This window comes from Pseudomonas sp. ArH3a, assembly GCF_022648765.1.
In the GTDB taxonomy this organism is placed as follows: domain Bacteria; phylum Pseudomonadota; class Gammaproteobacteria; order Pseudomonadales; family Pseudomonadaceae; genus Aquipseudomonas.
The window spans coordinates 6164309-6188729 of record NZ_CP080330.1; the positions used below are offsets into that span (position 1 = coordinate 6164309).

Genomic DNA, 24421 nt, shown 5'->3' on the forward strand with positions numbered 1-24421 from the left:
AGGCGAGCCAGCTCCCACAGTGGTTCTTCAGGGTTCTTGAGATCGAGGCCAGTCCATTTAAGTGCTTTCGCCCACCGGCGGCTGGCGTTATCCTCTCTTTCATCTCAACAGCCAAAGGGCGGCTAAAAGCGACCTTGAACGCACCCATAGAACCCCATCGTTTTCTCCTCGAGCCCTTTGAGGCTCGCCGTTTCGCCAACCTGTGCGGACAGTTCGACGAGCACCTGCGCCTGATCGAACAACGCCTGAGCATCGAGATCCGCAACCGCGGCAATCAGTTCGAGCTTATTGGTGAACCTCAACACACCACGTCTGCAGAAAACCTGCTCCGCCGCCTCTACCGCGAAACCAAGGGTAGTGAGCTGTCGCCGGAGACCGTGCACCTGTACCTGCAGGAATCTGCCGTAGAAGATTTGGCCAACAACCCAGTGGCCGAAGCCAGCGTGGCCCTGCGCACCAAAAAAGGCATGATTCGCCCCCGCGGCTTGAATCAGCAGCGCTACGTCAAAGAAATCCTCGGCAACGATATCAACTTCGGCATCGGCCCCGCCGGTACCGGCAAGACCTACCTGGCCGTGGCCTGTGCGGTGGACGCCCTGGAGCGCGAGCAAGTACGCCGCATCCTGCTGGTGCGCCCGGCGGTCGAGGCCGGCGAGAAGCTTGGCTTCCTGCCCGGCGACCTGGCCCAGAAGATCGACCCGTACCTGCGCCCGCTCTACGACGCGCTGTACGAGATGCTTGGCTTTGAATACGTGGCTAAGCTGATCGAGCGTCAGGTGATCGAGATCGCCCCGCTGGCCTACATGCGTGGCCGCACCTTGAACAACAGCTTCATCATCCTCGACGAAAGCCAGAACACCACCGTCGAGCAGATGAAGATGTTCCTCACCCGTATCGGTTTCGGCTCCACTGCCGTGATCACCGGTGACGTCACCCAGGTCGACCTGCCCAAGGGCACCAAATCGGGGCTGGCGCAGGTGATCGAGGTGCTCAAGGACGTGCCGGGCATCAGCTTCACGCACTTCATGCCCAAGGACGTGGTCCGCCACCCGCTGGTACAGCGCATTGTCGAGGCCTACGAGCGCTTCGAACACAAGGATGACGCACCGGCCAAGGACGTTCGCCGCGATGCTTGAGCTTGACCTGCAGCTGGCTACCGAAGCGCCCGCCCCCAGCGAAGCGCAGTTCCGCCAATGGTGCACACTGGCCCTGCGCCAGCGCACCGCCGACTCGGAGCTGACCATCCGTCTGGTGGACGAGCCCGAAGGCCGTGAACTGAATCACACCTGGCGCCAAAAGGATTACGCGACCAACGTGCTGTCCTTCCCCGCCGACGTACCGGATGAATTACTGGATATCCCCTTGCTGGGCGATCTGGTCATCTGTGTCGAAGTGGTAGAACGCGAAGCAAAGGAACAAGGCAAGGAACTTGAGGCCCACTGGGCCCATCTAGTCATCCACGGCTGCTTGCATCTCTTGGGTTACGACCATATAGACGATGACGAAGCCTTGGAAATGGAAACACTGGAACAAACGTTGCTTGCAGAATTGGGTCACCGCGACCCGTATGCAGACGACGAAAACTGAAACGACACCTTACTGACACAACAAAGGATTTAGAGTAATCGCTATGAGCGAAGACCGATCGAGCAACGGGCAGAAGTCATGGCTGGGTAAACTGACCCAGGCTTTTGCCCACGAGCCGAAAAACCGCCAGGAGCTGCTTGAGCTGCTGCGCGAGGCCCATCAGAACAAGTTGCTGGACAGCGAAGCGCTGGCCATCGTCGAAGGCGCCATCCAGGTGGCTGACCTGCAAGTTCGGGACATTATGGTCCCGCGTTCGCAGATGATCAGCATCAAGGCGACCCAGACCCCACGGGAATTCCTCCCGGCCGTGATCGACTCGGCGCACTCGCGCTACCCGGTGATCGGTGAAAGCCATGACGACGTCATGGGTGTCCTGCTGGCCAAGGACTTGCTGCCGTTGATCCTCAAGGAGAACGGCGACAACTTCAACATCAAGGACCTGCTGCGTCCGGCCACCTTCGTACCTGAATCCAAGCGCCTGAATGTGCTGCTGCGCGAGTTCCGCGCCAACCACAATCACATGGCCATTGTGATCGACGAATACGGCGGTGTGGCGGGTCTTGTGACCATCGAAGACGTGCTGGAACAGATCGTCGGCGACATCGAAGACGAGCACGACGTCGAAGAAGACAGCTACATCAAGCCGCTGCCCAGCGGTGACTTCCTGGTCAAGGCACTCACGCCGATCGAGAACTTCAACGAGTTTTTCGACAGCGAATTCTCCGACGATGAATTCGACACCGTTGGCGGCTTGGTAATGAGTGCGTTCGGGCATCTGCCTAAACGTAACGAGACCACCGAGATCGGCGCCTATCGCTTCCGCATTCTGAATGCCGACAGCCGCCGTATTCACCTGATTCGCCTGACACCTATTGCCCGCTAAGGAATGACATGCAGCGCCTAACCCGCCCCGGCTGGCCCGGTAACTTGCTGGCCGTGGTGGCCGGCGCCATCACCACCCTGGCGCTGGCGCCGTTCGATTTGTGGCCGTTTGCACTGGTTGCGGTCGGATTTTTCTATATCGGCCTGCGCGAGCTGACGCCACGTCAGGCCTTGGGCCGTGGCTGGTGTTTTGGTTTCGGCCTGTTTGGCGCCGGCACCAGCTGGATCTACTACAGCATCCACCACTTCGGCGGCGCTTCGGTGCTGCTGGCTGGCTTCTTGATGCTGCTGTTTACCGCTGCCATTGCCTGGTTCTTCGCCCTGCCCGCCTGGCTATGGGCGCGTTGGTTGCGCCGTAATGAAGCACCGCTGGCCGACGCGCTGACGTTTGCTGCGCTATGGGTCGGCCAGGAAGCGTTTCGCGGCTGGTTCCTCACCGGTTTCCCCTGGCTGTACTCCGGTTACAGCCAACTCGACGGCCCACTCACCGGCCTCGCGCCGCTGGGTGGGATGTGGCTGATTTCCTTCGCCCTGGCGCTGACCGCAGCGGTGCTGTGCAACCTGCCGCGCCTGCTGGCGAGCAAGCGCAACGGTTTTATCGGCGCGGGCTTGGTGCTGCTGGTAGCGCCGTGGGCCATAGGCTTGGCACTCAAACATCACGCTTGGACCTCGCCTTCGGGCGACCCACTGACGGTGGCAGCGATCCAGGGCAACGTCGAACAAAGCATGAAGTGGGACCCCGAGCAGCTTAATGCGCAGTTGGCGTTGTACCGTGACATGAGCTTCAGCTCCAAGCCCGTCGACCTGCTGGTGTGGCCGGAAACGGCTGTGCCAGTGCTCAAGGAGTCTGTCGAAGGCTACCTCGGGATGATGGGCAAGTTTGCCGCCGACCGGCACACTGCGCTGATTACCGGCGTGCCGATCCGCCAGGAAGTGCACCACCAGAAGCGCTACTTCAACGGCATCACCGTGGTCGGCGAGGGCGAAGGCACTTATCTGAAGCAGAAGCTGGTGCCCTTTGGCGAATACGTGCCGCTGCAAGACATGCTGCGCGGGCTAATTGCCTTCTTTGATTTGCCAATGTCGGACTTCGCCCGTGGCCCGTCTGACCAGGCGATGCTGCAGGCCAAGGGCTATCAGATTGCGCCGTTCATTTGCTATGAAGTGGTGTACCCAGAATTCGCCGCCGGCCTGTCGGCCCAAAGCGATTTGTTGCTGACCATCAGCAATGACACTTGGTTTGGCCGCTCGATTGGCCCGCTGCAGCACCTGCAAATGGCGCAAATGCGTGCGCTGGAGGCCGGCCGCTGGATGATCCGTGCCACTAACAATGGTGTGACTGGCCTGATCAACCCGTTTGGGCAGATTACTGCGCAGATCCCGCAGTTCGAGCGCGGCATTCTGTACGGCGAGGTGGTGCCGATGCACAACCTCACGCCGTACCTGCAATGGCGTTCGTGGCCGTTGATCATTGTGTGCCTGGGGTTGTTCGGCTGGGCGCTGCTGGCGGGGCGGATGTCCAAAACGGTCTAAAGGCTAAACACAAAATAATGTGGGAGCTGGCTTGCCTGCGATAGCGGTGGGCCAGCTAAAAACCGGCCAACTGACACGACGCCATCGCAGGCAAGCCAGCGCCCACACTTAATCTGCTGTGTTTCGACTTATCGGTAAAACACCCGATACCCCACCTGCCCCACCGCCTCATTGATCAACTGCCCGCTGCGCCACACCGACACAAACTCGGGCATCCAGCCACCCAATGGCCGGGCATTGTCCACGCCCAAAAAGCCCACCGGCCCCGGCACCACGCTGAAGCCGGCCTTCTCAAAGCTCCAGACCGCACGCGGCATGTGCCAGGCCTGGGTCACCACCACCACACGCTTGATGCCTTGAGGCAGCAGTATCTCGGCGCTCATCTGTGCGTTTTCCCAGGTGGTACGGCTGCGCTCTTCCTTCCAGCGCACCGCCACGCCGAAGTCATCCTGCATCGACACCGCCATCAGTTCGGCCTCACTCGGCGGCGTGCCGTAATGCAGGCCGCCGCTGGTCTACACCGGCAACCCGGACGCCTTGGCCAGCCGCGCGGCATACCGCTGGCGCTCAAGGCCAGTGCCGGTGGGCTGATCGGAGCCCCACGCCGGGTCACCCCGTTCACGCCCGGAGCCCAGCACCACGATCGCGTCTGCCCGCTGGGCCAGTGTTGCCCACTCTTCACGGGCCAACGGTGGCTCGGTCTCCAGCGCATGCGCGCCCCATTGCACCATCACCGGCAGGCTGATCAACCACATCCCGCCCAACCCCAGGGCAAAACACAGCCCGGCCAACCGAGGGCGGCTTTTGCGAAACCACCAGGCAACCGCAAGCAACAGCAAAAAAATGCCGGGCGGCAACAGCAATTGTTTAATGAAATAACGAAAAGGCATCGGGCATCTCCAAAGATGCCCGAAGCCTAGATGCAACGGGGTTTAGCGACAATCCTTACCAGCACATTTCGAGAAGGCTACTGAATAACGCGGTGTTTCACTTGCACCGCACGGCCCGGCGCTTTTCGGGACCGCGACCGGCAGCCACATCCTTCAGCCAGATCACCTTGGCCGAACGCGAGGGCTCCTGGGCAGGCGGGGAAGCCTGCTCTTTGGAGGCACGGTGGTGATTCAATTCCAAGTAGCCCTTGATCAGTTCAAGTTCTGCCTGGCTCAAGCCTCGCAACTCCAGCTCCAAAGGCTGCTCATCACGCAATCGGCCTGCGGTTCTCGCGGCATCCAATGCCCGACCTAAACGGTCGATCAGTCCTTCATACAATTGCGGTTTCGTTAAAGTTCGCTGCGATTCAACCATCCCCTCACCTCATTGAAGATAAGACTCACTCCCCAATAAACAGCGTAGTCCCCATGGCTGCGCCTGCCTGGCGCCGCGACAGACGGCCTCGCCCGCGCAATCAGGGTTTCCCTCGATAGAGTGGGGTCATGTATGCTACGGCGCTTCCTGTAACTCCACTTCCCGCAGGGTTTGGGCACGGACGCGCCGCTTTTTGGTGTCGATCAACCTGAACGTTGCACCGAAGAGGATTAGGCCACCCCTATTCAGTTCAAAAGTAGCCATGCACGAACAATATCAGCCCCGTGAAATAGAAAATGCCGCCCAAACCTTCTGGGACGAGCAAAAGTCCTTTGAAGTCAGTGAACAGCCAGGCAAGGAGACTTTCTACTGCCTATCGATGTTCCCTTACCCCAGCGGCAAGCTACACATGGGGCACGTGCGCAACTACACCATCGGTGACGTGATTTCGCGCTACCAGCGCATGCTCGGCAAGAACGTCCTGCAGCCTATGGGCTGGGACGCCTTCGGCATGCCGGCGGAAAACGCCGCGATGAAAAACAACGTGGCGCCCGCCAAGTGGACCTACGAAAACATCGCCTACATGAAGACCCAGCTGCGCAGCCTGGGCCTGGCGGTGGACTGGTCCCGCGAGGTGACCACCTGCAAGCCGGATTACTACCGCTGGGAACAATGGCTGTTCACGCGCCTGTTCGAAAAAGGGGTGATCTACAAAAAAAGCGGCACCGTGAACTGGGACCCGATCGACCAGACCGTACTGGCCAACGAACAGGTCATCGACGGTCGCGGCTGGCGCTCCGGCGCGCTGATCGAAAAGCGCGAAATCCCAATGTACTACTTCAAGATCACGGCCTACGCCGATGAACTCTTGTCGAGCCTCGACGACCTGCCGGGCTGGCCTGAACAGGTCAAGACCATGCAGCGCAACTGGATCGGCAAATCCAAGGGCATGGAAGTGCAATTCCCGTACAACGTCGATTCCATCGGCGCGGCGGGCGCACTCAAAGTCTTCACCACCCGCCCGGACACATTGATGGGCGCGACCTACGTCGCCGTGGCCGCTGAACACCCGCTGGCCACCCAAGCCGCACAGAACAACCCTGAGCTGCAGGCCTTCATCGCCGAATGCAAAGGCGGCAGCGTGGCCGAAGCCGACGTCGCCACCCAAGCGAAAAAAGGCCTGCCAACCGGGCTGTTCGTCGAGCACCCGCTGACCGGTGAGAAGCTGCCGGTATGGGTCGCCAACTACGTGCTGATGCACTACGGCGATGGCGCAGTAATGGCTGTGCCGGCCCACGACGAGCGCGACTTCGAATTCGCCACCCAGTACAGCCTGCCGATTAAGTCCGTCGTGCGTACAAGCGTGGGTGATACCAACCCGGCCCCGTGGCAAGACGCCTACGGTGAGCACGGCGAACTGATCAACTCCGGCGAGTTCGACGGCCTGGATTTCCAGGGTGCTTTCGACGCCATCGAAGTGGCACTGATCAAGAAAAACCTCGGTGCCTCGCGCACCCAGTTCCGCCTGCGCGACTGGGGTATCAGCCGCCAGCGCTACTGGGGCTGCCCGATTCCGATCATCCACTGCCAAACCTGCGGTGACGTGCCAGTGCCGGAAGACCAACTGCCGGTGGTGCTGCCCGAAGACGTGGTGCCGGATGGCGCCGGTTCACCATTGGCGCGCATGCCCGAGTTCTACGAGTGCGCCTGCCCGAAATGCGGTGCACCGGCCAAGCGTGAAACCGACACCATGGACACCTTCGTCGAGTCCTCGTGGTACTACGCCCGCTACGCCTCGCCGCACTATGAAGGTGGCCTGGTAGAAAAATCCGCGGCCGACCATTGGTTGCCGGTGGATCAGTACATCGGCGGTATCGAACACGCCATTCTGCACCTGCTCTACGCGCGCTTCTTCCACAAGCTGATGCGTGACGAAGGGTTGGTCAGCTCTGATGAGCCGTTCAAGAACCTGCTGACTCAGGGCATGGTGATCGCCGACACTTACTATCGCCGCGAAGCCAATGGCGCCTACACCTGGTTCAACCCGGCAGACGTCGAGCTTGAGCGTGACAGCAAAGCCAAGGTGATCAGCGCCACGTTGAAATCCGACGGCCTGCCGGTGGAAATCGGCGGCACTGAGAAGATGGCCAAGTCGAAGAACAACGGCGTCGACCCGCAGTCGATGATCGATCAGTTCGGCGCCGACACCTGCCGCCTGTTCATGATGTTCGCTTCGCCGCCCGACATGAGCGCCGAATGGTCCGACTCCGGCGTCGAAGGCTCGCACCGTTTCCTCAAGCGCGTCTGGCGCCTGGCGCACGCCCATGTCAGCCAGGGCTTGCCGGGCAAACTGGACGTGGCGTCCTTGAGCGATGAACAAAAAGCCATTCGCCGCAGCACTCACTTGGCTATCCGCCAAGCCAGCCAGGACGTGGGTCAAAACCACAAGTTCAACACCGCCATCGCCCAGGTGATGACGCTGATGAACGTGCTGGAAAAAGCACCGCACACTACGGAACAAGACCGCGCGCTGTTACAGGAAGGCCTGGAAGCGGTAGTTCTGCTGCTGGCCCCGATCACGCCGCACATCAGCCACGAACTGTGGAGCCGTTTGGGCCACAGCGGCGCGGTGATCGATGCGCGCTGGCCGGTTCAGGATGACAGCGCCCTGGTACAGGACACGCTGCAACTGGTCATCCAGGTCAACGGTAAACTGCGTGGCCAGATTGATATGCCAGCCAGCGCCAGCCGCGAAGACGTTGAAGCGGCCGCCCGCGTCAACGAGAACGTGCTGCGCTTTACCGAAGGCCTGACGATCCGCAAAGTGATCGTAGTGCCCGGCAAACTGGTCAACATCGTCGCTAGCTAATCGGATCGGGCGCAGGGCTTGAGCCCTGCGCCGAACTAAACCTTTAAGGCCTCGATAAGGCCCACATGGTTTCAAGGGGAGCAACAAAATGATCAAACGCAATTTGCTGGTGATGGGCCTCGCTGTGCTGCTGAGCGCTTGCGGCTTCCAGCTGCGCGGCACCGGCACCAATGAACTGTCGCTCAAGGAACTGGACCTCAGCGCCCGCAACGCCTATGGCGACACCGTGACTCAGCTGCGCCAGACCCTGGAAAACAGCGGCGTGCGTGTCTACACCGGCGCGACCTATAAACTGAACCTGGTAGACGAGCGCGAAACACAGCGTAACCTCAGCTACGCGAGCGCCGGTCGTGCGTCGGACATCGAGCTGAGCACCGCGCTCAACTTCGAAGTACAGGGCCGCGACCATCTGCCGCTGATGGGCGACAAGATCGAAGTGCAAAAGGTCGTCAGCCACGATGGCAACAACCTGGTAGGTTCGGACTCGGAAATTATCCAGGTTCGCAAGGAAATGCGTCGTGAGCTGATCCAGCGCATGATGGTGCGCCTGCAACAGCTGACCCCGGAAAAACTGGCCGCCTTGCAACTCACCGCCGACAACAAGGCCAGGGCTGACGCCGACGCCCTGAAAGCTGCGAAAGAGTACGAAGACAACACGCCGAAACAATCGCCTGTTGAAGTCCCTGTCGAGTAAGCCTGACGGGGCGCCCCTGGCGCCCCGTTCCGCCCGCCTATGAAACTCGCCCCTGCCCAACTCGCCAAACACCTGCAAGGTGGCCTCGCGCCTGTCTATATCGTCAGCGGTGATGACCCGCTGCTGTGCCAGGAAGCCGCAGACGCCATTCGCACCGCCGCACGCCAGCAAGGCTTCGACGAACGCCAGGTATTCAGCGCCGACGCCAGTTTCGACTGGGGCACGCTGCTGCAAGCCGGCGCGAGCATGTCGCTGTTCGCCGAAAAACGCCTCTTGGAACTGCGCCTGCCTTCGGGCAAGCCTGGGGACAAGGGCGCGGCGGCCTTGATGGAATACTGCTCGCGGCCCGCCGAAGACACGGTGTTGCTGATCAGCCTGCCCAAGCTTGACGGCAGCGCGCAGAAAACCAAGTGGGGCAAGGCGCTGGTAGAAGGCCCACAAACCCACTTCATCCAGATCTGGCCAGTGGACAGCAACCAGTTGCCGCAGTGGATTCGTCAGCGCCTGTCCCAATCGGGGCTGTCGGCGACGCAAGACGCTGTGGAGTTGATCGCCGCCCGGGTCGAAGGCAACTTGCTTGCCGCCGCCCAGGAGATCGAAAAGCTCAAGCTGATGGCCGAAGACGGGCAAATCACCGTCGAAACCGTGCAAGGCGCGGTGGCCGACAGCGCGCGCTTTGACGTGTTCGGGCTGGTGGATGCGATTCTTAACGGCGAACCCGCCCACGCCCTGCGCATGCTCGAAGGGCTGCGCGGCGAAGGCGTGGAGCCACCAGTGATTCTGTGGGCCCTGGCCCGGGAACTGCGGGTGCTGGCCAATATTTCCCTGCAATACAGCCAGGGCACTGCGCTGGACAAATGCTTCAGCCAGGCCCGGCCACCGGTGTGGGACAAACGCAAACCGCTGATGAGCAAAGCCCTGCAGCGCCACTCAGCGCAACGCTGGGCGCAACTGTTGCTGGAAGCGCAGCGCATCGACGCGCAAATCAAAGGCCAGGCGGCGGGCTCGCCGTGGATGAGCCTGAGTCGTTTGTCACTTTTGATGTCTGGCCAACGCCTGTCATTGCCGGCTGAATAACCCCCTCCAAACACCCGATGTTTTCCTGTGGGAGCTGGCTTGCCTGCGATGGCGGTGAGTCAGCTTGCATTTCTGGCATTGATACACCGATATCGCAGGCTTGCCTGCTCCCACATTAACCGCGCCCACTTGATAGTGTGAAACCGCCTACACAGCGCCGGGCTTTACAGCCGCGCCACTTCGGCAGATTATTTGCACCGCTTCATCCCATCTCCAGAGCGTACTGACCATGAGCAAAAAGCCATCCAAGCATGGCCCCAACAAGGCCAAATCCATCATCGCCCAGCCACTGTTCCGCAGCCGTCAGGAACGCGCCGGCAAGGGCAAAGGCAGCTACCGCCGCGAAGCCTTCCAGTCTAATAGCTGGGAGGCTTCTTACTTTCTGGCAGCCTGAAGGCAAGCGCCCCTCCGGCATGATAAGGTCTGCACCTGATTTGTAATCCCTGGACCTGTGCATGCCCTCTAATCTTTCCCGTCGTTGGCACCTTCGCCAATTGATCGCTGCCTCCAGCCTTATTCTGCTTGTCGCCTGCGCGGAAAAACCCACCGCCGCAGACGCCCAACCCCTGCCGAAACTCCAGGCCGCACCGGCCGTCGCGCCCGCCGTGGTTGCCCCATTGGCAGCAGACAATCTTGATACCCAGCCGCCCCAGACGTTTGCCGAATGGATGGCTGGCTTTCGCGTCGAAGCCTTGAAAGCCGGGATCACACCCGCCGTCTTCGACAACGCCTTTGCTGGTGTCACCCCCAATGAATCGGTGATTCGCGCCGACCGCAGCCAGCCGGAATTCTCCCGCCCGGTTTGGGAATACCTCGACAGTGCCCTGTCGCCGGTGCGCGTGCGTAATGGGCGGGCTGCGCTGGTCAAGTACGCCGATATCCTGCAGCGCATCGAGGACCGCTATGGTGTTGATCGCCGGGCGCTGGTCGCGGTGTGGGGCATGGAAAGCAACTTTGGCCAGTTCCAGGGCAGTAATTCGGTGATCGGCTCTCTGGCGACCCTGGCTTATGAAGGTCGCCGCCGGGCATTTGCACAGGCGCAATTGCTGGCAGCGTTACAGATCATCCAGCATGGCGATATTCAAGCCGACCAGATGAAAGGTTCCTGGGCCGGCGCGATGGGCCAGACTCAGTTCATCCCGACCGTCTACAACACCCACGCCGTTGACTTCGACGGCGACGGTCGCCGCGATATCTGGAACAGCCCAGCCGACGCCCTCGCTTCCACCGCTCACTACCTGCAGAGCTCGGGATGGCAGAAGGGTCAGCCGTGGGGCTTCGAGGTGAAGCAGCTGCCGGCGAACTTCGATTACGCCCTGGCAGACGGTGGCGTGCGCAAGACCGTCGCCGACTGGCTGAAACTCGGTATCCAACTACCACCTGGCGCAAGCTTGCCGGCCAATGTCGACCAACTGTCCGCCGCCCTGCTGCTGCCGGCCGGCTACCGTGGCCCGGCGTTTCTGGTGCTGGACAACTTTCGTGCGGTCCTCAGGTACAACAACTCCTCGTCCTACGCCCTGGCCGTTAACCTGCTGTCGGAGCAGTTTGGTGGCGGTGGAGTGATTCGTGGCAGTTGGCCTAAAGATGAACTGCCGCTGAGTCGTTCCCAGCGCATTGATTTGCAGACAGTGCTCAGCGCCAAGGGTTATGACGCTGGCAACCCGGACGGGATTATCGGCGCCAATACGCGCAAAGCGATTCGCGCGGCGCAGCAGTCGTTGGGCTGGCCGGCGGATGGGTATCCGACGGTGAAGCTGTTGGAATCGTTGCAGGGCCGCTGAGAGCACGATCGTTCCCACGCTCAGCGTGGGAATGTCGCCCTGGACGCTCTGCGTCTGCTCTTGAGGTCGCGACGCGGAGCGTCACAGGATGCATTCCCACGCAGAGCGTGGGAACGATCAACCAGCTATTTCAACACTACATCCTGCTCCAACACCAACCGCTGCTCCCCCGCATCCAACCGCACCAACGCGCCCATCGGCAGCGTCAGGTTCGGGTCACAGTGCCCACTGCGCCAGCCGGACAAGACCGGAATGCACAGCGGTTCGAAGGTCTGCTTGAGCAGCCGTTCCAACGCAGCCTTATCCACACCCGACACATCCCCCACCAGCACGCCGGCGACCTGCGCAAGCTTGCCCGCCAGGCGCAGATGCGTCAGCAGGCGGTCGATGCGGTAGATGGGCTCGTTGACGTCTTCGATCAGCAGAATGATGCCGTCAGCGTCGATCTCATAAGCCGTGCCCATCACTGCCGCGATCATCGACAAGTTGCCACCCAGCAAGCGCCCACAGGCGATGCCAGGTTCAATGGTGGTCAACGGGTAGGCCACCGGGTGCGCGAGCACGCTGCCGGCGCCCAGTTGACCGCGCAGCAGGCTGAATAACGATGACTCAGTCGGCTGCTGCTTATCGCCAAGCAAATCGGCATTGAGCATCGGCCCGTGAAAGGTCACAAAGCCTGCGTAACGGTTGATGGCAAGGTGCAATGCGGTGATGTCGCTATAACCCACGAATGGTTTGGGGTTTGCCCGAATCAAGTCGAAATCGAGCCGATCCAGTAGACGCGGTGTGCCGTAGCCGCCACGCAGGCAGAAGATCGCATCGATTTCGGGGTCGGCGAAGGCGGCGTGCAAGTCGCGCAGGCGCACGTCATCGCTGCCGGCGAGGTAACCGTCACGTTCGTATACACCTGGAAAAACCCGCAGCTCATGGCCACGGGCGCGCATCCATTGCCCGGCTTTTTCAACGTCGAGGGCAGCGGGGCCGGCGGGGGCGATCAGGCCGATTATGCCTTCGGGGCGTAGAGCAGGTACGGCGACGGTCATCCACGATTCTCCCTAATTAACGCGCAACGAAATGTGGGAGCTGGGCCAGTGGGCGCTGGCTTACCTGCGATGCACACGCCTCGGTTTATCAGCCAAACCGAGGTGATGCAATCGCAGGCAAGCCAGCTCCCACACAAGCCCGCTCCCACATTGGATAGCGGTGTTGCGCAACCCGTTATTACGAAACCAGGCTTGCCTTGACCAGCTTGGCTTGCTCGTCAGCATGGTACGAGGAGCGCACCAACGGGCCGGAAGCCACGTTTTTGAAGCCCATCTTGTAACCTTCCTCGGCGAACCAGGCGAAGATGTCCGGGTGCACGAAACGCTGCACCGGCAAGTGGCTGCGCGACGGTTGCAGGTATTGGCCCAGGGTCAGCATGTCGATGTCGTGTTCGCGCATGCGCTTCATGACTTCGATGACTTCTTCGTCGGTTTCGCCCAAGCCCAGCATCAGGCCGGATTTGGTCGGGATGTGCGGCATCATCTGCTTGAATCGTTGCAGCAGGGTCAGCGACCACTGGTAGTCCGAACCTGGGCGCGCGGCCTTGTACAGGCGTGGCACGGTTTCCAAGTTGTGGTTGAACACATCCGGTGGCTCGGCGGCGGTGATTTCCAGCGCGACGTCCATGCGGCCACGGTAATCGGGCACCAGGGTTTCGAGCATCACGTTTGGCGACAGCTTACGGATCTCGCGGATGCAGTCGGCAAAGTGCTGGGCACCGCCGTCACGCAGGTCGTCGCGGTCTACCGAGGTGATCACTACGTATTTAAGTTTCAGGTCAGCGATGGCGATGGCCAGGCTTTGCGGCTCGTTGACGTCCAATGGCTTCGGCCGACCGTGGCCGACGTCGCAGAACGGGCAACGACGGGTGCAGATGTCACCCATGATCATGAAGGTGGCTGTGCCGCCGGAGAAGCATTCACCCAGGTTCGGGCAGGACGCTTCCTCGCACACGCTGTGCAGCTTGTGTTTGCGCAGCAGGGCCTTGATACGGTCGACTTCCGGCGAAACCGGGATACGCACGCGGATCCAGTCAGGTTTTTTCGGCAGTTCGGTGGTCGGGATGATCTTGACCGGGATGCGTGCAACCTTCTCGGCGCCGCGCAGCTTGACGCCGGCTTCCACCTTGGCACGCGGGGCCGGGGCCGGACGCTCGGTGATGTCCAGCGTCGGGATCATGGTTTGCACTGCATCAGTAGTCATAATCAGTCGATTCCGCCCGTAAGGGTCGTCTGCTCAGCATAGTCGAGGTGTTTGACGAGCTGCGCACGCAGCCGGGCACTTACCTCGGCAAATTTAATCGGTGTGGCGTGGTCGCTCAGTTGGGTCATCGCCAACCCTGCGTAACCGCAAGGGTTGATGCGCCCGAACGGCGCCAGGTCCATGTCCACGTTCAAGGCAAGGCCATGAAAGGAACAACCGTGGCGAATCCGCAAACCAAGGGACGCGATTTTCGCGCCGTCCACGTACACTCCGGGTGCATCGGGCTTGGCCGCGGCGCTTACGCCGTAACTGGCCAACAGCTCGATCAGGCAAGCTTCCATGCGGCTTACCAGGTCACGTACGCCAAACCCAAGCTTGCGTACGTCCAGCAATAGATACGCTACAAGCTGACCCGGCCCATGGTAAGTCACTTGACCCCCTCGGTCGACCTGCACCACCGGAATATCCCCCGGCAGCAGCAGATGCTCGGCCTTGCCGGCCTGGCCCTGGGTAAACACCGGCGGGTGTTCCACCAGCCAGATTTCATCCGGGGCCGAGCTGCCGCGTTCATTGGTGAAGCGCTGCATGGCGTGCCAGACCGGCTCGTAGGCCACCTGGCCGAGCTCGCGAAAGCCCAGAACCTGTGACATCACAACACCATGTGCACGAAGCCGGTAGCCCGCAGTTCGCTGTTGATGTCGTAGAGCTGGTCTTGACCGGTCGCAACGATGTGCAACTGGATCGTGGTGTATTTACCGTTGGAGCTCAAACGCTCGTCCACTCGGTTGTCGTTGATCGTCGCGTGTACACGCACGATCTCGATAATCCTGTCTTTGCGGCCCACACCCGTGTCGCTGATCACCTTGATAGGATAATCGGTCACCGGGAATTCGATCTTTGGCGCCTTTACTTCTACTTCTTTATCGGTCATGGCAGAACGGCCTCGTAAGCGGTAAGCCGTGGCGACGGGCAAAGCCCCGCGTCGGATCAACGCAGGGCTTTGCAGGTGCACACAATCAGTTGAACAAGCCGTAGAAGAATAGACGGATGCTATCCCACACGCGGCGGAAGATACCACCTTCGTCGACGGATTCCAGAGCGATCAGGTCGGCGCTGTGCACCACTTTGTCGTCCAGTTTCACTTCGACTTTACCGATAACGTCACCCTTGGCAATTGGCGCAACCAATTGTGGGTTCATGGTCATGCTGGCAGCGAGCTTTTTCAGCTGGCCTTTAGGCATGGTCAGGGTCAGGTCGTCAGCCAGGCCGGCCTTGACTTGGTGGGTAGCGCCTTTCCATACCGGCGCGGTCGCAAGCTCTGCACCCTTCTGGTAGAAGGTCTGGGTTTCGAAGAAGCGGAAACCGTAGGTCAGCAGTTTTTGCGTCTCGGCCGCACGGGCCTGCTCGCTGTTAGTGCCGAAGACCACGGCAATCAAACGCTGGCCGTCACGTACAGCGGACGACACCATGCAGTAGCCTGCTTCGTCGGTGTGGCCGGTTTTCAGACCATCAACGGTCTTGTCGCGCCACAGCAGCAGGTTGCGGTTAGGCTGCTTGATGTTGTTCCAGAAGAATTCCTTCTGGGAGTAGATCGCGTAGTGCACCGGGTCGACGCGGATGATCGCGCGAGCCAGCACGGCCATGTCGTGAGCCGACGAGTAGTGCTCCGGGTTCGGCAGGCCGGTCGGGTTCATGAAGTGGCTGTTGGTCAAACCCAGGTCGGTGGCGGTCTTGTTCATCAAATCGGCGAACGCATCTTCGCTGCCGGCGATGTGCTCGGACAGGGCCACGCTGGCGTCGTTACCGGACTGGATGATGATGCCGTGCAGCAGGTCGCTGACAGTGACCTGCGAACCCACCTTGATGAACATCCGCGAACCGCCGGTGCGCCAGGCGTTTTCGCTGACGGTGACCGGGTCGTTTTCGCCGATCTGGCCGCGACGGATTTCCAGGGTCGCGATATAGGCCGTCATCAGCTTGGTCAAGCTGGCTGGGGGCAGGCGCTGGTCACCATTGTTCTCGACCAGCACATTACCGCTGGCGGCATCCATGAGGACCCAGGCCTTGGCGGCCAGTTGCGGGGAAGCCGGCACCATTTCAACCGCCCAGGCGGCCGGGGTGATGATCAGCGAAAGAAGCAGGCACGTGCGTTTGGCTAAAGTGGTGATGTTCATCCGTCTCTCGAAATTGCTTATGGAAACTTGCCCTCGCGGGCAAAACTATTCAGACAGCCCGCTGCCAGACTGTCACGTGTTCGGTTGCCCGCTCACCCCTTGCCCCTGGGTTTTTATTCTTCAACGAGCCAACAACCAGGGCCCAGGACCGCGTACGAACCTGAGCCATCAATCTTTCTTATTCGGCGGTAACCACGCTGGGCTGCCCTAGGTTGGCCAGGCGCACGCTGTTCTGTACTTGCGCCACTTCACCAGGCGTTCCGATCGGCCCCATGCGCACACGGTGCAGGGTCTGCTGGTTACGCACGATGGAGCTGATGAACACCGGCGCATTGACCATGCTGCTCAGCTTGGACCTTAACAGTTCTGCCGCATCCGGGTTGGCGAATGCACCCACTTGCAGGTACTGACCGCCCACGGTAGAGGCGCCCGGTGCTGCGTGAGGCACGACCACCGTGTCCGGGGCGTGCTGCGCCGGCGGTGGTGTCCACTGCTCGATCTTGCCGGTTGAGGCGGTCACTTGTGGCTGCGGAGTTTGCGGTTCATTGAGCATCAACGGCGCCGGTTTGCCACGCTGGGCCCAGTACTGCGCCGGGTCGATGCCTTCAACTTTCACGCGCGCGGTGCCCGTTTCGGCATAACCGAGTTTCTTTGCGGCGGCGTAGGACAGGTCGATGATCCGGTCCGAATAGAACGGCCCACGGTCGTTGACCCGCAGGATCACCGTGCGGTTGTTGTCCAGGTTGGTCACCCGTACGTAGCTGGGCAGTGGCAGGGTCTTGTGGGCCGCGCTCATGCCGTACAGGTCATACACTTCGCCGTTGGCGGTGTTCTGGCCATGAAATTTGGTGCCGTACCAGGACGCGGTACCCGACTGCACGTAGGTCTTGGATTCCTGCAGCGGGAAGTAATTCTTGCCCAGCACGGTGTACGGGTTGGCCTTGTACGGCCCGGTGTGCAGGGTCGGCGTGGCATCCGGGATTTTCGACACGTCGACATCCCACCACGGCGCGCCGTCTTTGTGCGCGCGGTTGATGTCCAGGCCCGGCTGGGCACGGACGGTACCGCCACCCGACTTTTGCGCAGGCGCACGGCTGGTGGTGGAGGAACAACTGACAACCAACAAGGACAATGCGGCAAACGCCACCAGCTTGAGCGGTTTATTGAACGGCGATGCCCGCATTACTTGTTGCCCCGTGCTTGTACCAGCATGTCTGACAGCTGATGCACGGCCATGGCGTACATCACACTGCGGTTATAACGCGTGATTGCGTAAAAATTCTTCAGGCCCATCCAGTATTCCGGGCCATTTTCGCCTTCCAGGCGGAACGCCGTCACCGGCATATCATCGCGTGGCGCATTCTGACTCGACCAGCCCAGCGCTCGCAACTCCCCGACGGTCTTGACCGGCTCGATTCCCTGGGTCAGGCCTTCATCGGCGCGATCCCCCGTCACGTCGGCACGGATTACCACCGGTTCACCGGCTACCCAGCCATGGCGTTTGAAGTAGCTGGCCGCGCTGCCGATGGCGTCGTCGGGGTTGCTCCAGATATTGATGTGGCCGTCGCCGTCGAAATCCACCGCGTAAGCGCGAAAGCTGCTCGGCATGAACTGCGGCAAGCCCATCGCACCGGCGTAGGAGCCTTTGAGGGTCAGCGGGTCGACCTGCTCTTCGCGGGCCAGCAACAGGAATTCGCGCAGCTCCTTGCGGAAGAACTCGGCGCGCGGCGGGTAATCGAAGCCCAGGGTCGACAAGGCGTCGATCACCCGGTAACTGCCGGTATTGCGCCCGTAAAAGGTTTCAATGCCGATGATCGCCACGATAACTTGGGCCGGCACGCCGTATTCCTGCTCGGCGCGAGCCAGCACGGCTTCGTGCTGGCGCCAGAAGTCCACACCCCGGGCCACACGGGCGTCGGTGAGGAACATCGGGCCGTAGTCTTTCCACTGTTTAACGCGCTCGGCGGGACGCGAGATCGCGTCGAGGATCGCCTGCTTGCGCTTGGCTTCGCGGAACACGCCCATTAGCTGTTCACCGGCGAAACCATAGTCGCGGGTCATTTCACCGACAAATTCGGCGACCTGGGGTGAGCCATCATAGTCACCGGCCTGCGCCTCTTGCGTCGCGCCCAGCAGCCCAATCAGGCTCATCCAGGACGCATGCCGAGTCGCCCAGCCGCGCATTACTTGCATTGACATCTTCACCTTATTCAAACCTGCGCGATCCACTTGCGATGCGTGTGAATCGACATCAAAACCCCAAACGCTGACATCAATGTCACCAGCGAAGTTCCGCCGTAGCTAATGAACGGCAACGGCACCCCAACTACCGGCAACAGGCCACTGACCATACCGATGTTGACGAAAACGTAAACAAAAAAAGTCATGGTCAGGCTGCCGGCGAGCAATTTGCCGAACAGCGTCTGCGCCTGCGCGGTGATCACCAGCCCGCGACCAATCAATAGCAAATAAATCAGCAACAGCGCGCAAATGCCCACCAGGCCGAACTCTTCGCCCATTACCGCAATAATGAAGTCGGTGTGGCTCTCGGGTAAAAAGTCGAGGTGCGACTGGGTGCCCAGTAACCAACCCTTACCAAATACTCCGCCGGAACCGATGGCCGCTTTGGACTGAATGATGTTCCAGCCGGTGCCCAATGGGTCACTCTCCGGGTCGAGGAACGTCAGGATCCGCTGCTTCTGGTAGTCGTGCATAAAGAAGAACCACATGGCCACGGCCACGGGAATGGCAGCGGCCAGCACGCTGAGGATCCAGCGCCAGCGCAAGCCACCCATAAACAGCACGAACGCACCGCCTGCGAGGATCAGCAGCGAAGTGCCGAGGTCCGGCTGGCGTACGATCAGGATAAACGGCACGCCGATCAGGATCAGGCTAATGCCCACGTGCTTGAGTTGCGGCGGCAAGGTGCGCTTGGACAAATACCAGGCGATGGTCGCCGGCATCAGGATCTTCATGAATTCCGACGGTTGGAAGCGAATCACCCCCGGGATGTTGATCCAGCGGGTCGCGCCCATGGCGTTGTGGCCCATCACGTCCACCACCACCAGCAGCAATACGCCGGCGACATACCCCAGCGGCACCCAGCGCGCCATGAAGCGCGGCTCGAGTTGGGCGATCACCACCATCGACAACAGGCCCAGGCCGAACGACGAGGCTTGCTTGATCAGCAGGTCCCAGTTCTTGCCGCTGGCCGAATACAGCACGAACAGGCTGCCGGCGGCCAAGGTCAGCAGCAGGATCAGCAATGGGCCATCAATGTGTATGCGCTGCAACAACGTCGCACGTCGACGCATCACATCCTCACTGGAGAGGATGCGGTCAAAATTACTCTTCACGGGCCGTAACCTCGGTGCTTGAAGGGGGGCCACCATATTCGGATTTAAGCCTGCCGTCGTCGGCCAACAGCCAGGCGTCCATGATCTGGCGCACCACAGGTGCAGCGACGCCGGAGCCGGACTCACCGTTCTCGACCATCACTGCCACGACGATTTTCGGATCGTCTGCCGGGGCAAAACCGACAAACAAGGCGTGGTCGCGGTGGCGCTCCTGAACCTTGGAACGGTCGTATTTTTCGCCCTGTTTGATCGCAACCACTTGGGCGGTGCCGCTTTTGCCGGCAATGCGGTATTGCGCACCGGCCGCCGCTTTACGCGCGGTGCCGCGGGCGCCGTGCATCACTTGCTGCATGCCGTGGTTAACCTTGGTCCAGTCGGACGGGTCGCGCAGTACGATGTCGGGGATCGGGTTTTCATCCACTGGCCGCTCGCCTTCGACGGTCTTGGCCAGGTGCGGACGGTTCCAGATGCCTTTGTTGGCCACCAGCGCCGTGGCCTGGGCCAGTTGCAGCGGCGTGGCCTGCATATAGCCCTGGCCAATGCCGAGGATCAGGGTTTCGCCCGGGAACCACGCCTGGCGGCGGGTCGCGCGCTTCCACTCCCGCGATGGCATCAAGCCAGGGGATTCTTCGAACATGTCCAGGGAGACTTTCTGACCGAGGCCGAACTTGCCCATGTAGGCAGACAGCCGGTCGATCCCCAGCTTGTGAGCCAGGTCATAAAAATAGGTGTCGTTGGAGCGCATGATCGCGGTGTCCAGGTCGACATAGCCGTCACCGGTGCGGTTCCAGTTACGGTATTTGTGATCGTAGTTGGGCAGCATGTAGTAGCCCGGGTCGAACACACGGCTCGATGCGGTGACCACACCCGAATCCAAACCGGCAATCGCCACCGCCGGCTTGATGGTCGAACCCGGCGGGTACAGCCCGCGCAGCACGCGGTTAAACAGCGGCCGGTCGATGGAATCACGCAGCTCAGCGTAGGCCTTGAAGCTGATCCCGGTCACGAACAGGTTGGGGTCGAAACTCGGCTGGCTGACCATCGCCAGCACTTCGCCGGTTTTCGGGTCCAGCGCTACCACGGCGCCACGCCGACCGCCGAGGGCCATTTCAGCCGCCTCCTGCAGTTTGATGTCCAGGCTCAGCACGATGTCCTTGCCCGGCACCGGGTCGGTGCGCTTGAGCACCCGCAGCACGCGGCCTCGGGCGTTGGTCTCGACTTCCTCGTAACCCACCTGGCCGTGCAGCTCGGGCTCGTAGAAACGCTCGATGCCGGTTTTGCCAATGTGGTGGGTGCCGCTGTAATTCACCGGATCGAGGCTTTTCAGCTCTTTCTCGTTGATCCGCCCCATGTAGCCGACGGAGTGGGCAAAGTGCGGCCCTTGCGGGTAATGCCGCACCAACTGCGCCACCACTTCCACACCCGGCAAACGGAACTGGTTCACCGCGATTCGGGCGATCTGCTCTTCGGTCAGCTCAAACAGGATCGGCACCGGCTCAAATGGCCGGCGCCCCTGCTTCATGCGCTTTTCGAAGATCACCCGGTCTTCCGGCGTCAACTGCAGCACTTCGACGATCACATCGAGGATCTGCTGCAAGTCGCCGGAACGCTCGCGGGTCATGCTCAAGCTGAAGCTGGGCCGGTTATCCGCGACGACCACGCCATTGCGGTCGAAAATCAGCCCACGGGTCGGCGGAATCGGCTGCACATGCACCCGGTTATTTTCCGACAACGTGGAGTGATAGTCGTACTGGATCACCTGCAGGAAATACAGGCGCGCAATCAGCACCGCAATCAACCCCACCACCAGAAAAGCGCCAAAAATGACCCGCGAGCGCACCAGACGTGCGTCTTTCTCGTGGTCCTTGATGCGGATCGGCTGGGTCATCGGGAGGGGCGCAGATTATTTGTGGTAAGGGTGCCCGGACAGAACTGTCCAGGCGCGATACAGCTGTTCACCGATCAGAATCCTTACCAACGGGTGCGGCAGCGTCAGCGCCGACAATGACCAGCGCTGGTCCGCCCGCGCACAAACTTCCGGCGCCAGCCCTTCGGGGCCGCCGACCATGAAGTTGACCGTACGCGAATCCAGGCGCCAGCGATCCAGTTCCACCGCCAACTGCTCGGTGCTCCAGGGTTTGCCGTGCACCTCAAGGGTGACGATGCGCTCGTTGGGGCCGACCTTGGCCAGCATGGCTTCGCCTTCCTGCCGGATAAAGCGCGCCACGTCGGCGTTCTTGCCCCGGGTGTTGAGCGGTATTTCCACCAATTCCAGCGACAGCTCAGCGGGCAGACGCTTGGCATACTCGTGCCAGCCTTCTTCCACCCACTTGGGCATGCGTGAACCGACAGCGATCAGACGCAGGCGCACAGCCGTTCCTTATTCCTGGTCTTTGTTGAGCTTGTCGAAGTGCGCGTGGCCCACTTCAGGGCTGTGGTGCTTGCCATCAGCAGCACGGCTCTGCTCGGCGCCTTTCCACAGACGCTCCAGGTCGTAGAACTGACGAGCGTTGGAGGTCATCATGTGAACGATCACGTCGTCCATGTCCAGCAGCACCCAGTCGCTGTCGCCCTTGCCTTCTTCACCCAATGGCTTCACGCCTTGGGCTTTGACGGCTTCGCGAACCTTGTCCAGCATCGCGCCGATCTGGCGGTTGGAGGTACCGGTGGCGATGATCATGAAGTCGGTGATGCTTTGCTTGTCGCGCACGTCCAGCACTTGGATGTCCTGGGCCTTAACGTCTTCCAGGGCAGCCACGGCGACTTTTACCAGCTCTTCGCCAGCCAGCTCAGGGCCGGTGTGCGCTACAACTGGCAGCGGGGCGCTTTTGAAAGTGCCTTTGCGCTTAACTTTACTTACGTCTTTGTTGGTCATATAAAACTCGTTTTGCTCGTATGTTCGGGGCGCTCGCTGCACGACTGTGCGTAGCGACAAGCGCGCCTTTTAGTTCGACGCACGGTAAAGCCCGTGCGCATCGATGTAGGCCAGGACCGCGTCAGGCACCAGGAAACGTACCGACTTCCCGCTGGCCAGCAGTTGACGGATCTGGGTGGCAGACACCGCAAGCGGGGTCTGCCAGACGAATGCAATATTCCCGTTCGGCCCGGTCAGGGCCAAGGGGTCACTTACCGACCGCGCGGCCAGCAGGTTGCGCAAGGCATCCGGCGGTTCGCTGTCGGCATCCGGGCGTTGCAAAACCAGGATGTGGCAGTGCTGGAGGAGTTCCTCCCAGCGATGCCAAGAGGGCAGGCCGCAAAATGCGTCCCAGCCCAAAAGCAGAAACAATTGGTCGTCCGCGGCCATTTCAGCGCGCATCACTTCCAGGGTATCGACAGTGTAGGACGGTTTATCACGCTTGAGTTCGTGGTCGTCCACCACCAGCGGCGCGATGCCGTCCACCGCCAGGCGCACCATTTCCAGGCGTTGCTGCGCTGACACCTGCGGCGTGTCGCGATGCGGCGGCCGCGCGTTGGGCATCACACGCAGCTCATCCAGCGCGAGAGCATCCGCCACTTCCAGGGCACTGCGCAAATGGCCGATGTGCACGGGGTCGAAGGTGCCGCCGAGCAGCCCGATGCGTTTAGCCATCAAGTGCGCACATGACCGTCGCCGAACACCACGTACTTCTCGCTGGTCAGGCCTTCAAGGCCAACCGGGCCGCGTGCGTGGAGCTTGTCGGTGGAGATGCCGATCTCCGCCCCCAGGCCATACTCAAAGCCGTCGGCAAAGCGCGTCGAGGCGTTGACCATCACCGAAGCGGAATCCACTTCGTTGAGGAAACGCCGGGCATCGCTGAAATGCTCGGAAACAATGGCGTCGGTGTGCTTGGAGCCGTACTTGTTGATGTGTTCGATGGCCTGGTCCAGGTCGTCGACGATGCGGATCGACAGGATCGGCGCCGTGTACTCGGTGTACCAGTCTTCTTCAGTCGCCTCGATCACGTCCGCGCCCAGCAGCGCACGGGTGCGTTCGCAACCGCGCAGCTCCACGCCCTTGTCACGGTAGATGGCAGCCAGCGGCGGCAGCACGCGATCGGCAATGCCGACGTGCACCAGCAGGGTTTCCATGGTGTTGCACGGGGCGTAGCGGTGGGTCTTGGCGTTATCGGCGATGCGGATTGCTTTGTCGATGTCGGCGGCGACGTCGATGAACACGTGGCACACGCCGTCCAGGTGCTTGATCACCGGCACCTTGGCATCGCGGCTGACGCGCTCGATCAGGCTCTTACCACCGCGCGGCACGATCACGTCGACAAATTCCGGCATGGTGATCAGCGCGCCAACGGCGGCGCGGTCGGTGGTTTCCACCACTTGCACCACTTCAGCCGGCAACTCGGCCACGGCCAGGCCTTGCTGAATGCAGGCGGCAATCGCGCGGTTGGAATTAATCGCCTCGGAACCGCCACGCAGGATGGTGGCGTTGCCAGACTTGAGGCACAGGCTCGCAGCGTCGATGGTCACGTTCGGGCGCGACTCATAAATGATACCGATCACGCCCAGGGGCACGCGCATCTTGCCAACCTGGATGCCGGACGGCAGGTAACGCATATCGCGGATTTCACCGATGGGGTCAGGCAGCTTGGCCACCTGACGCAGGCCTTCGATCATGTCGTCGATACGTGCCGGGGTCAGCGCCAAGCGGTCCAGCAGAGCCGGTTCCAGGCCATTGGCGCGACCGCTGGCCAAGTCCAGTTCATTGGCAGCGGCCAGCTCGGAGCGCGAAGCATCCAGAGCATCAGCGGCCGCCAGCAGGGCACGGTTCTTCTGCGCAGTGCTCGCGCGGGCGATCAACCGCGAGGCCTGACGGGCAGCGCGACCCAGGCGGGTCATGTAATCAAGAACGGACTCAGTCATGGTCGGGGAGTCTTGGCAAAGAGGAAAGCGGCAGATTATAGCTGTGACGCCGCCCGACTGAC

23 protein-coding genes and 1 pseudogene are annotated in these 24421 nt (G+C 61.1%); 9 read left to right on the forward strand and 15 right to left on the reverse strand.

All coding sequences use genetic code 11. The features are described 5' to 3' along the window. The first annotated feature begins 134 nt into the window (after positions 1 to 134). From K0P33_RS28375 to lnt, 4 genes are read left to right on the forward strand one after another with little or no spacing between them, the layout of a single operon-like run. On the forward strand, positions 135 to 1136 hold the full coding sequence (locus K0P33_RS28375) for a PhoH family protein (RefSeq protein ID WP_094951264.1): 1002 nt from the start codon (positions 135 to 137) through the stop codon (positions 1134 to 1136). Then, positions 1129 to 1587, forward strand: coding sequence for an rRNA maturation RNase YbeY (gene ybeY / locus K0P33_RS28380; protein ID WP_094951263.1), 459 nt, complete (start codon positions 1129 to 1131; stop codon positions 1585 to 1587). Before K0P33_RS28375 ends, ybeY begins: the two co-directional genes overlap by 8 nt. A gap of 43 nt (positions 1588 to 1630) precedes the next feature. Beyond that, positions 1631 to 2470 (forward strand): HlyC/CorC family transporter, encoded by an 840-nt coding sequence (locus K0P33_RS28385; RefSeq protein WP_015373027.1) that lies wholly within the window; start codon positions 1631 to 1633, stop codon positions 2468 to 2470. 8 nt (positions 2471 to 2478) lie between these two features. Further along, complete coding sequence (gene lnt / locus K0P33_RS28390; protein WP_242152860.1) at positions 2479 to 4002, forward strand: apolipoprotein N-acyltransferase; 1524 nt, start codon at positions 2479 to 2481, stop codon at positions 4000 to 4002. Positions 4003 to 4130: 128 nt separating this feature from the next. Here lnt and K0P33_RS28395 read toward each other — a convergent pair. Beyond that, a pseudogene (locus K0P33_RS28395) lies at positions 4131 to 4892 on the reverse strand (YdcF family protein). A gap of 97 nt (positions 4893 to 4989) precedes the next feature. Then, positions 4990 to 5307: a hypothetical protein gene (locus tag K0P33_RS28400; RefSeq protein ID WP_094951260.1), complete on the reverse strand. Its 318-nt coding sequence runs from the start codon at positions 5305 to 5307 to the stop codon at positions 4990 to 4992. Positions 5308 to 5569: 262 nt separating this feature from the next. Here K0P33_RS28400 and leuS point away from each other — a divergent pair, with 262 nt between their 5' ends. The 5 genes from leuS to K0P33_RS28425 all read left to right on the forward strand — a co-directional run bounded on the left by leuS (position 5570) and on the right by K0P33_RS28425 (position 11728). Beyond that, positions 5570 to 8176: a leucine--tRNA ligase gene (gene leuS, locus K0P33_RS28405; protein ID WP_242152863.1), complete on the forward strand. Its 2607-nt coding sequence runs from the start codon at positions 5570 to 5572 to the stop codon at positions 8174 to 8176. An 88-nt stretch (positions 8177 to 8264) separates the two neighbouring features. Continuing rightward, on the forward strand, positions 8265 to 8870 hold the full coding sequence (gene lptE / locus K0P33_RS28410) for an LPS assembly lipoprotein LptE (protein WP_094951258.1): 606 nt from the start codon (positions 8265 to 8267) through the stop codon (positions 8868 to 8870). A 39-nt stretch (positions 8871 to 8909) separates the two neighbouring features. Then, positions 8910 to 9947: a DNA polymerase III subunit delta gene (gene holA, locus K0P33_RS28415; protein ID WP_094951257.1), complete on the forward strand. Its 1038-nt coding sequence runs from the start codon at positions 8910 to 8912 to the stop codon at positions 9945 to 9947. A gap of 229 nt (positions 9948 to 10176) precedes the next feature. Beyond that, on the forward strand, positions 10177 to 10341 hold the full coding sequence (arfA, locus tag K0P33_RS28420; RefSeq protein ID WP_003176285.1) for an alternative ribosome rescue factor ArfA: 165 nt from the start codon (positions 10177 to 10179) through the stop codon (positions 10339 to 10341). Between the two features lie 61 nt (positions 10342 to 10402). Beyond that, positions 10403 to 11728 (forward strand): lytic murein transglycosylase, encoded by a 1326-nt coding sequence (locus K0P33_RS28425; RefSeq protein ID WP_094951256.1) that lies wholly within the window; start codon positions 10403 to 10405, stop codon positions 11726 to 11728. A gap of 125 nt (positions 11729 to 11853) precedes the next feature. Here the strand turns inward: K0P33_RS28425 and K0P33_RS28430 are convergent, their stop codons facing one another. The 13 genes from K0P33_RS28430 to K0P33_RS28490 all read right to left on the reverse strand — a co-directional run bounded on the left by K0P33_RS28430 (position 11854) and on the right by K0P33_RS28490 (position 24359). Then, complete coding sequence (locus K0P33_RS28430; protein ID WP_094951255.1) at positions 11854 to 12771, reverse strand: LD-carboxypeptidase; 918 nt, start codon at positions 12769 to 12771, stop codon at positions 11854 to 11856. A 178-nt stretch (positions 12772 to 12949) separates the two neighbouring features. After that, positions 12950 to 13951 carry a lipoyl synthase gene (gene lipA / locus K0P33_RS28435; protein WP_176462942.1) on the reverse strand — a complete coding sequence of 334 codons (1002 nt, stop codon included), beginning with the start codon at positions 13949 to 13951 and terminating at the stop codon, positions 12950 to 12952. A gap of 26 nt (positions 13952 to 13977) precedes the next feature. Further along, positions 13978 to 14625, reverse strand: a complete 648-nt coding sequence (lipB, locus tag K0P33_RS28440; RefSeq protein ID WP_094951253.1) for a lipoyl(octanoyl) transferase LipB — start codon at positions 14623 to 14625, stop codon at positions 13978 to 13980. Next, the gene (locus K0P33_RS28445; RefSeq protein WP_094951252.1) at positions 14625 to 14906 is read right to left on the reverse strand and encodes a DUF493 domain-containing protein; all 282 of its coding nucleotides are present in this window, start codon (positions 14904 to 14906) and stop codon (positions 14625 to 14627) included. The genes lipB and K0P33_RS28445 overlap by 1 nt, the downstream gene beginning before the upstream one ends. A gap of 85 nt (positions 14907 to 14991) precedes the next feature. Beyond that, entirely contained in the window at positions 14992 to 16149 is a 1158-nt protein-coding gene (locus tag K0P33_RS28450) for a D-alanyl-D-alanine carboxypeptidase family protein (RefSeq protein ID WP_094951251.1), read from the reverse strand. A gap of 178 nt (positions 16150 to 16327) precedes the next feature. Then, the gene (locus K0P33_RS28455) at positions 16328 to 17332 is read right to left on the reverse strand and encodes a septal ring lytic transglycosylase RlpA family protein (protein ID WP_094951250.1); all 1005 of its coding nucleotides are present in this window, start codon (positions 17330 to 17332) and stop codon (positions 16328 to 16330) included. Further along, complete coding sequence (gene mltB, locus K0P33_RS28460; protein WP_242156133.1) at positions 17332 to 18342, reverse strand: lytic murein transglycosylase B; 1011 nt, start codon at positions 18340 to 18342, stop codon at positions 17332 to 17334. Before mltB ends, K0P33_RS28455 begins: the two co-directional genes overlap by 1 nt. Before the next feature lie 17 nt (positions 18343 to 18359). Then, on the reverse strand, positions 18360 to 19463 hold the full coding sequence (gene rodA / locus K0P33_RS28465) for a rod shape-determining protein RodA (protein WP_176462941.1): 1104 nt from the start codon (positions 19461 to 19463) through the stop codon (positions 18360 to 18362). A 31-nt stretch (positions 19464 to 19494) separates the two neighbouring features. Further along, positions 19495 to 21393, reverse strand: coding sequence for a penicillin-binding protein 2 (gene mrdA, locus K0P33_RS28470; RefSeq protein ID WP_242152866.1), 1899 nt, complete (start codon positions 21391 to 21393; stop codon positions 19495 to 19497). A gap of 15 nt (positions 21394 to 21408) precedes the next feature. Next, positions 21409 to 21876: a 23S rRNA (pseudouridine(1915)-N(3))-methyltransferase RlmH gene (gene rlmH / locus K0P33_RS28475; RefSeq protein ID WP_003176297.1), complete on the reverse strand. Its 468-nt coding sequence runs from the start codon at positions 21874 to 21876 to the stop codon at positions 21409 to 21411. Positions 21877 to 21885: 9 nt separating this feature from the next. Next, on the reverse strand, positions 21886 to 22380 hold the full coding sequence (gene rsfS / locus K0P33_RS28480) for a ribosome silencing factor (protein WP_094951246.1): 495 nt from the start codon (positions 22378 to 22380) through the stop codon (positions 21886 to 21888). A 69-nt stretch (positions 22381 to 22449) separates the two neighbouring features. Then, a complete protein-coding gene (gene nadD / locus K0P33_RS28485) occupies positions 22450 to 23094 on the reverse strand; it encodes a nicotinate-nucleotide adenylyltransferase (protein WP_094951245.1) in 645 nt (214 codons plus the stop codon). Continuing rightward, positions 23094 to 24359: a glutamate-5-semialdehyde dehydrogenase gene (locus K0P33_RS28490; RefSeq protein ID WP_094951244.1), complete on the reverse strand. Its 1266-nt coding sequence runs from the start codon at positions 24357 to 24359 to the stop codon at positions 23094 to 23096. The genes nadD and K0P33_RS28490 overlap by 1 nt, the downstream gene beginning before the upstream one ends. Positions 24360 to 24421: the final 62 nt, after the last annotated feature.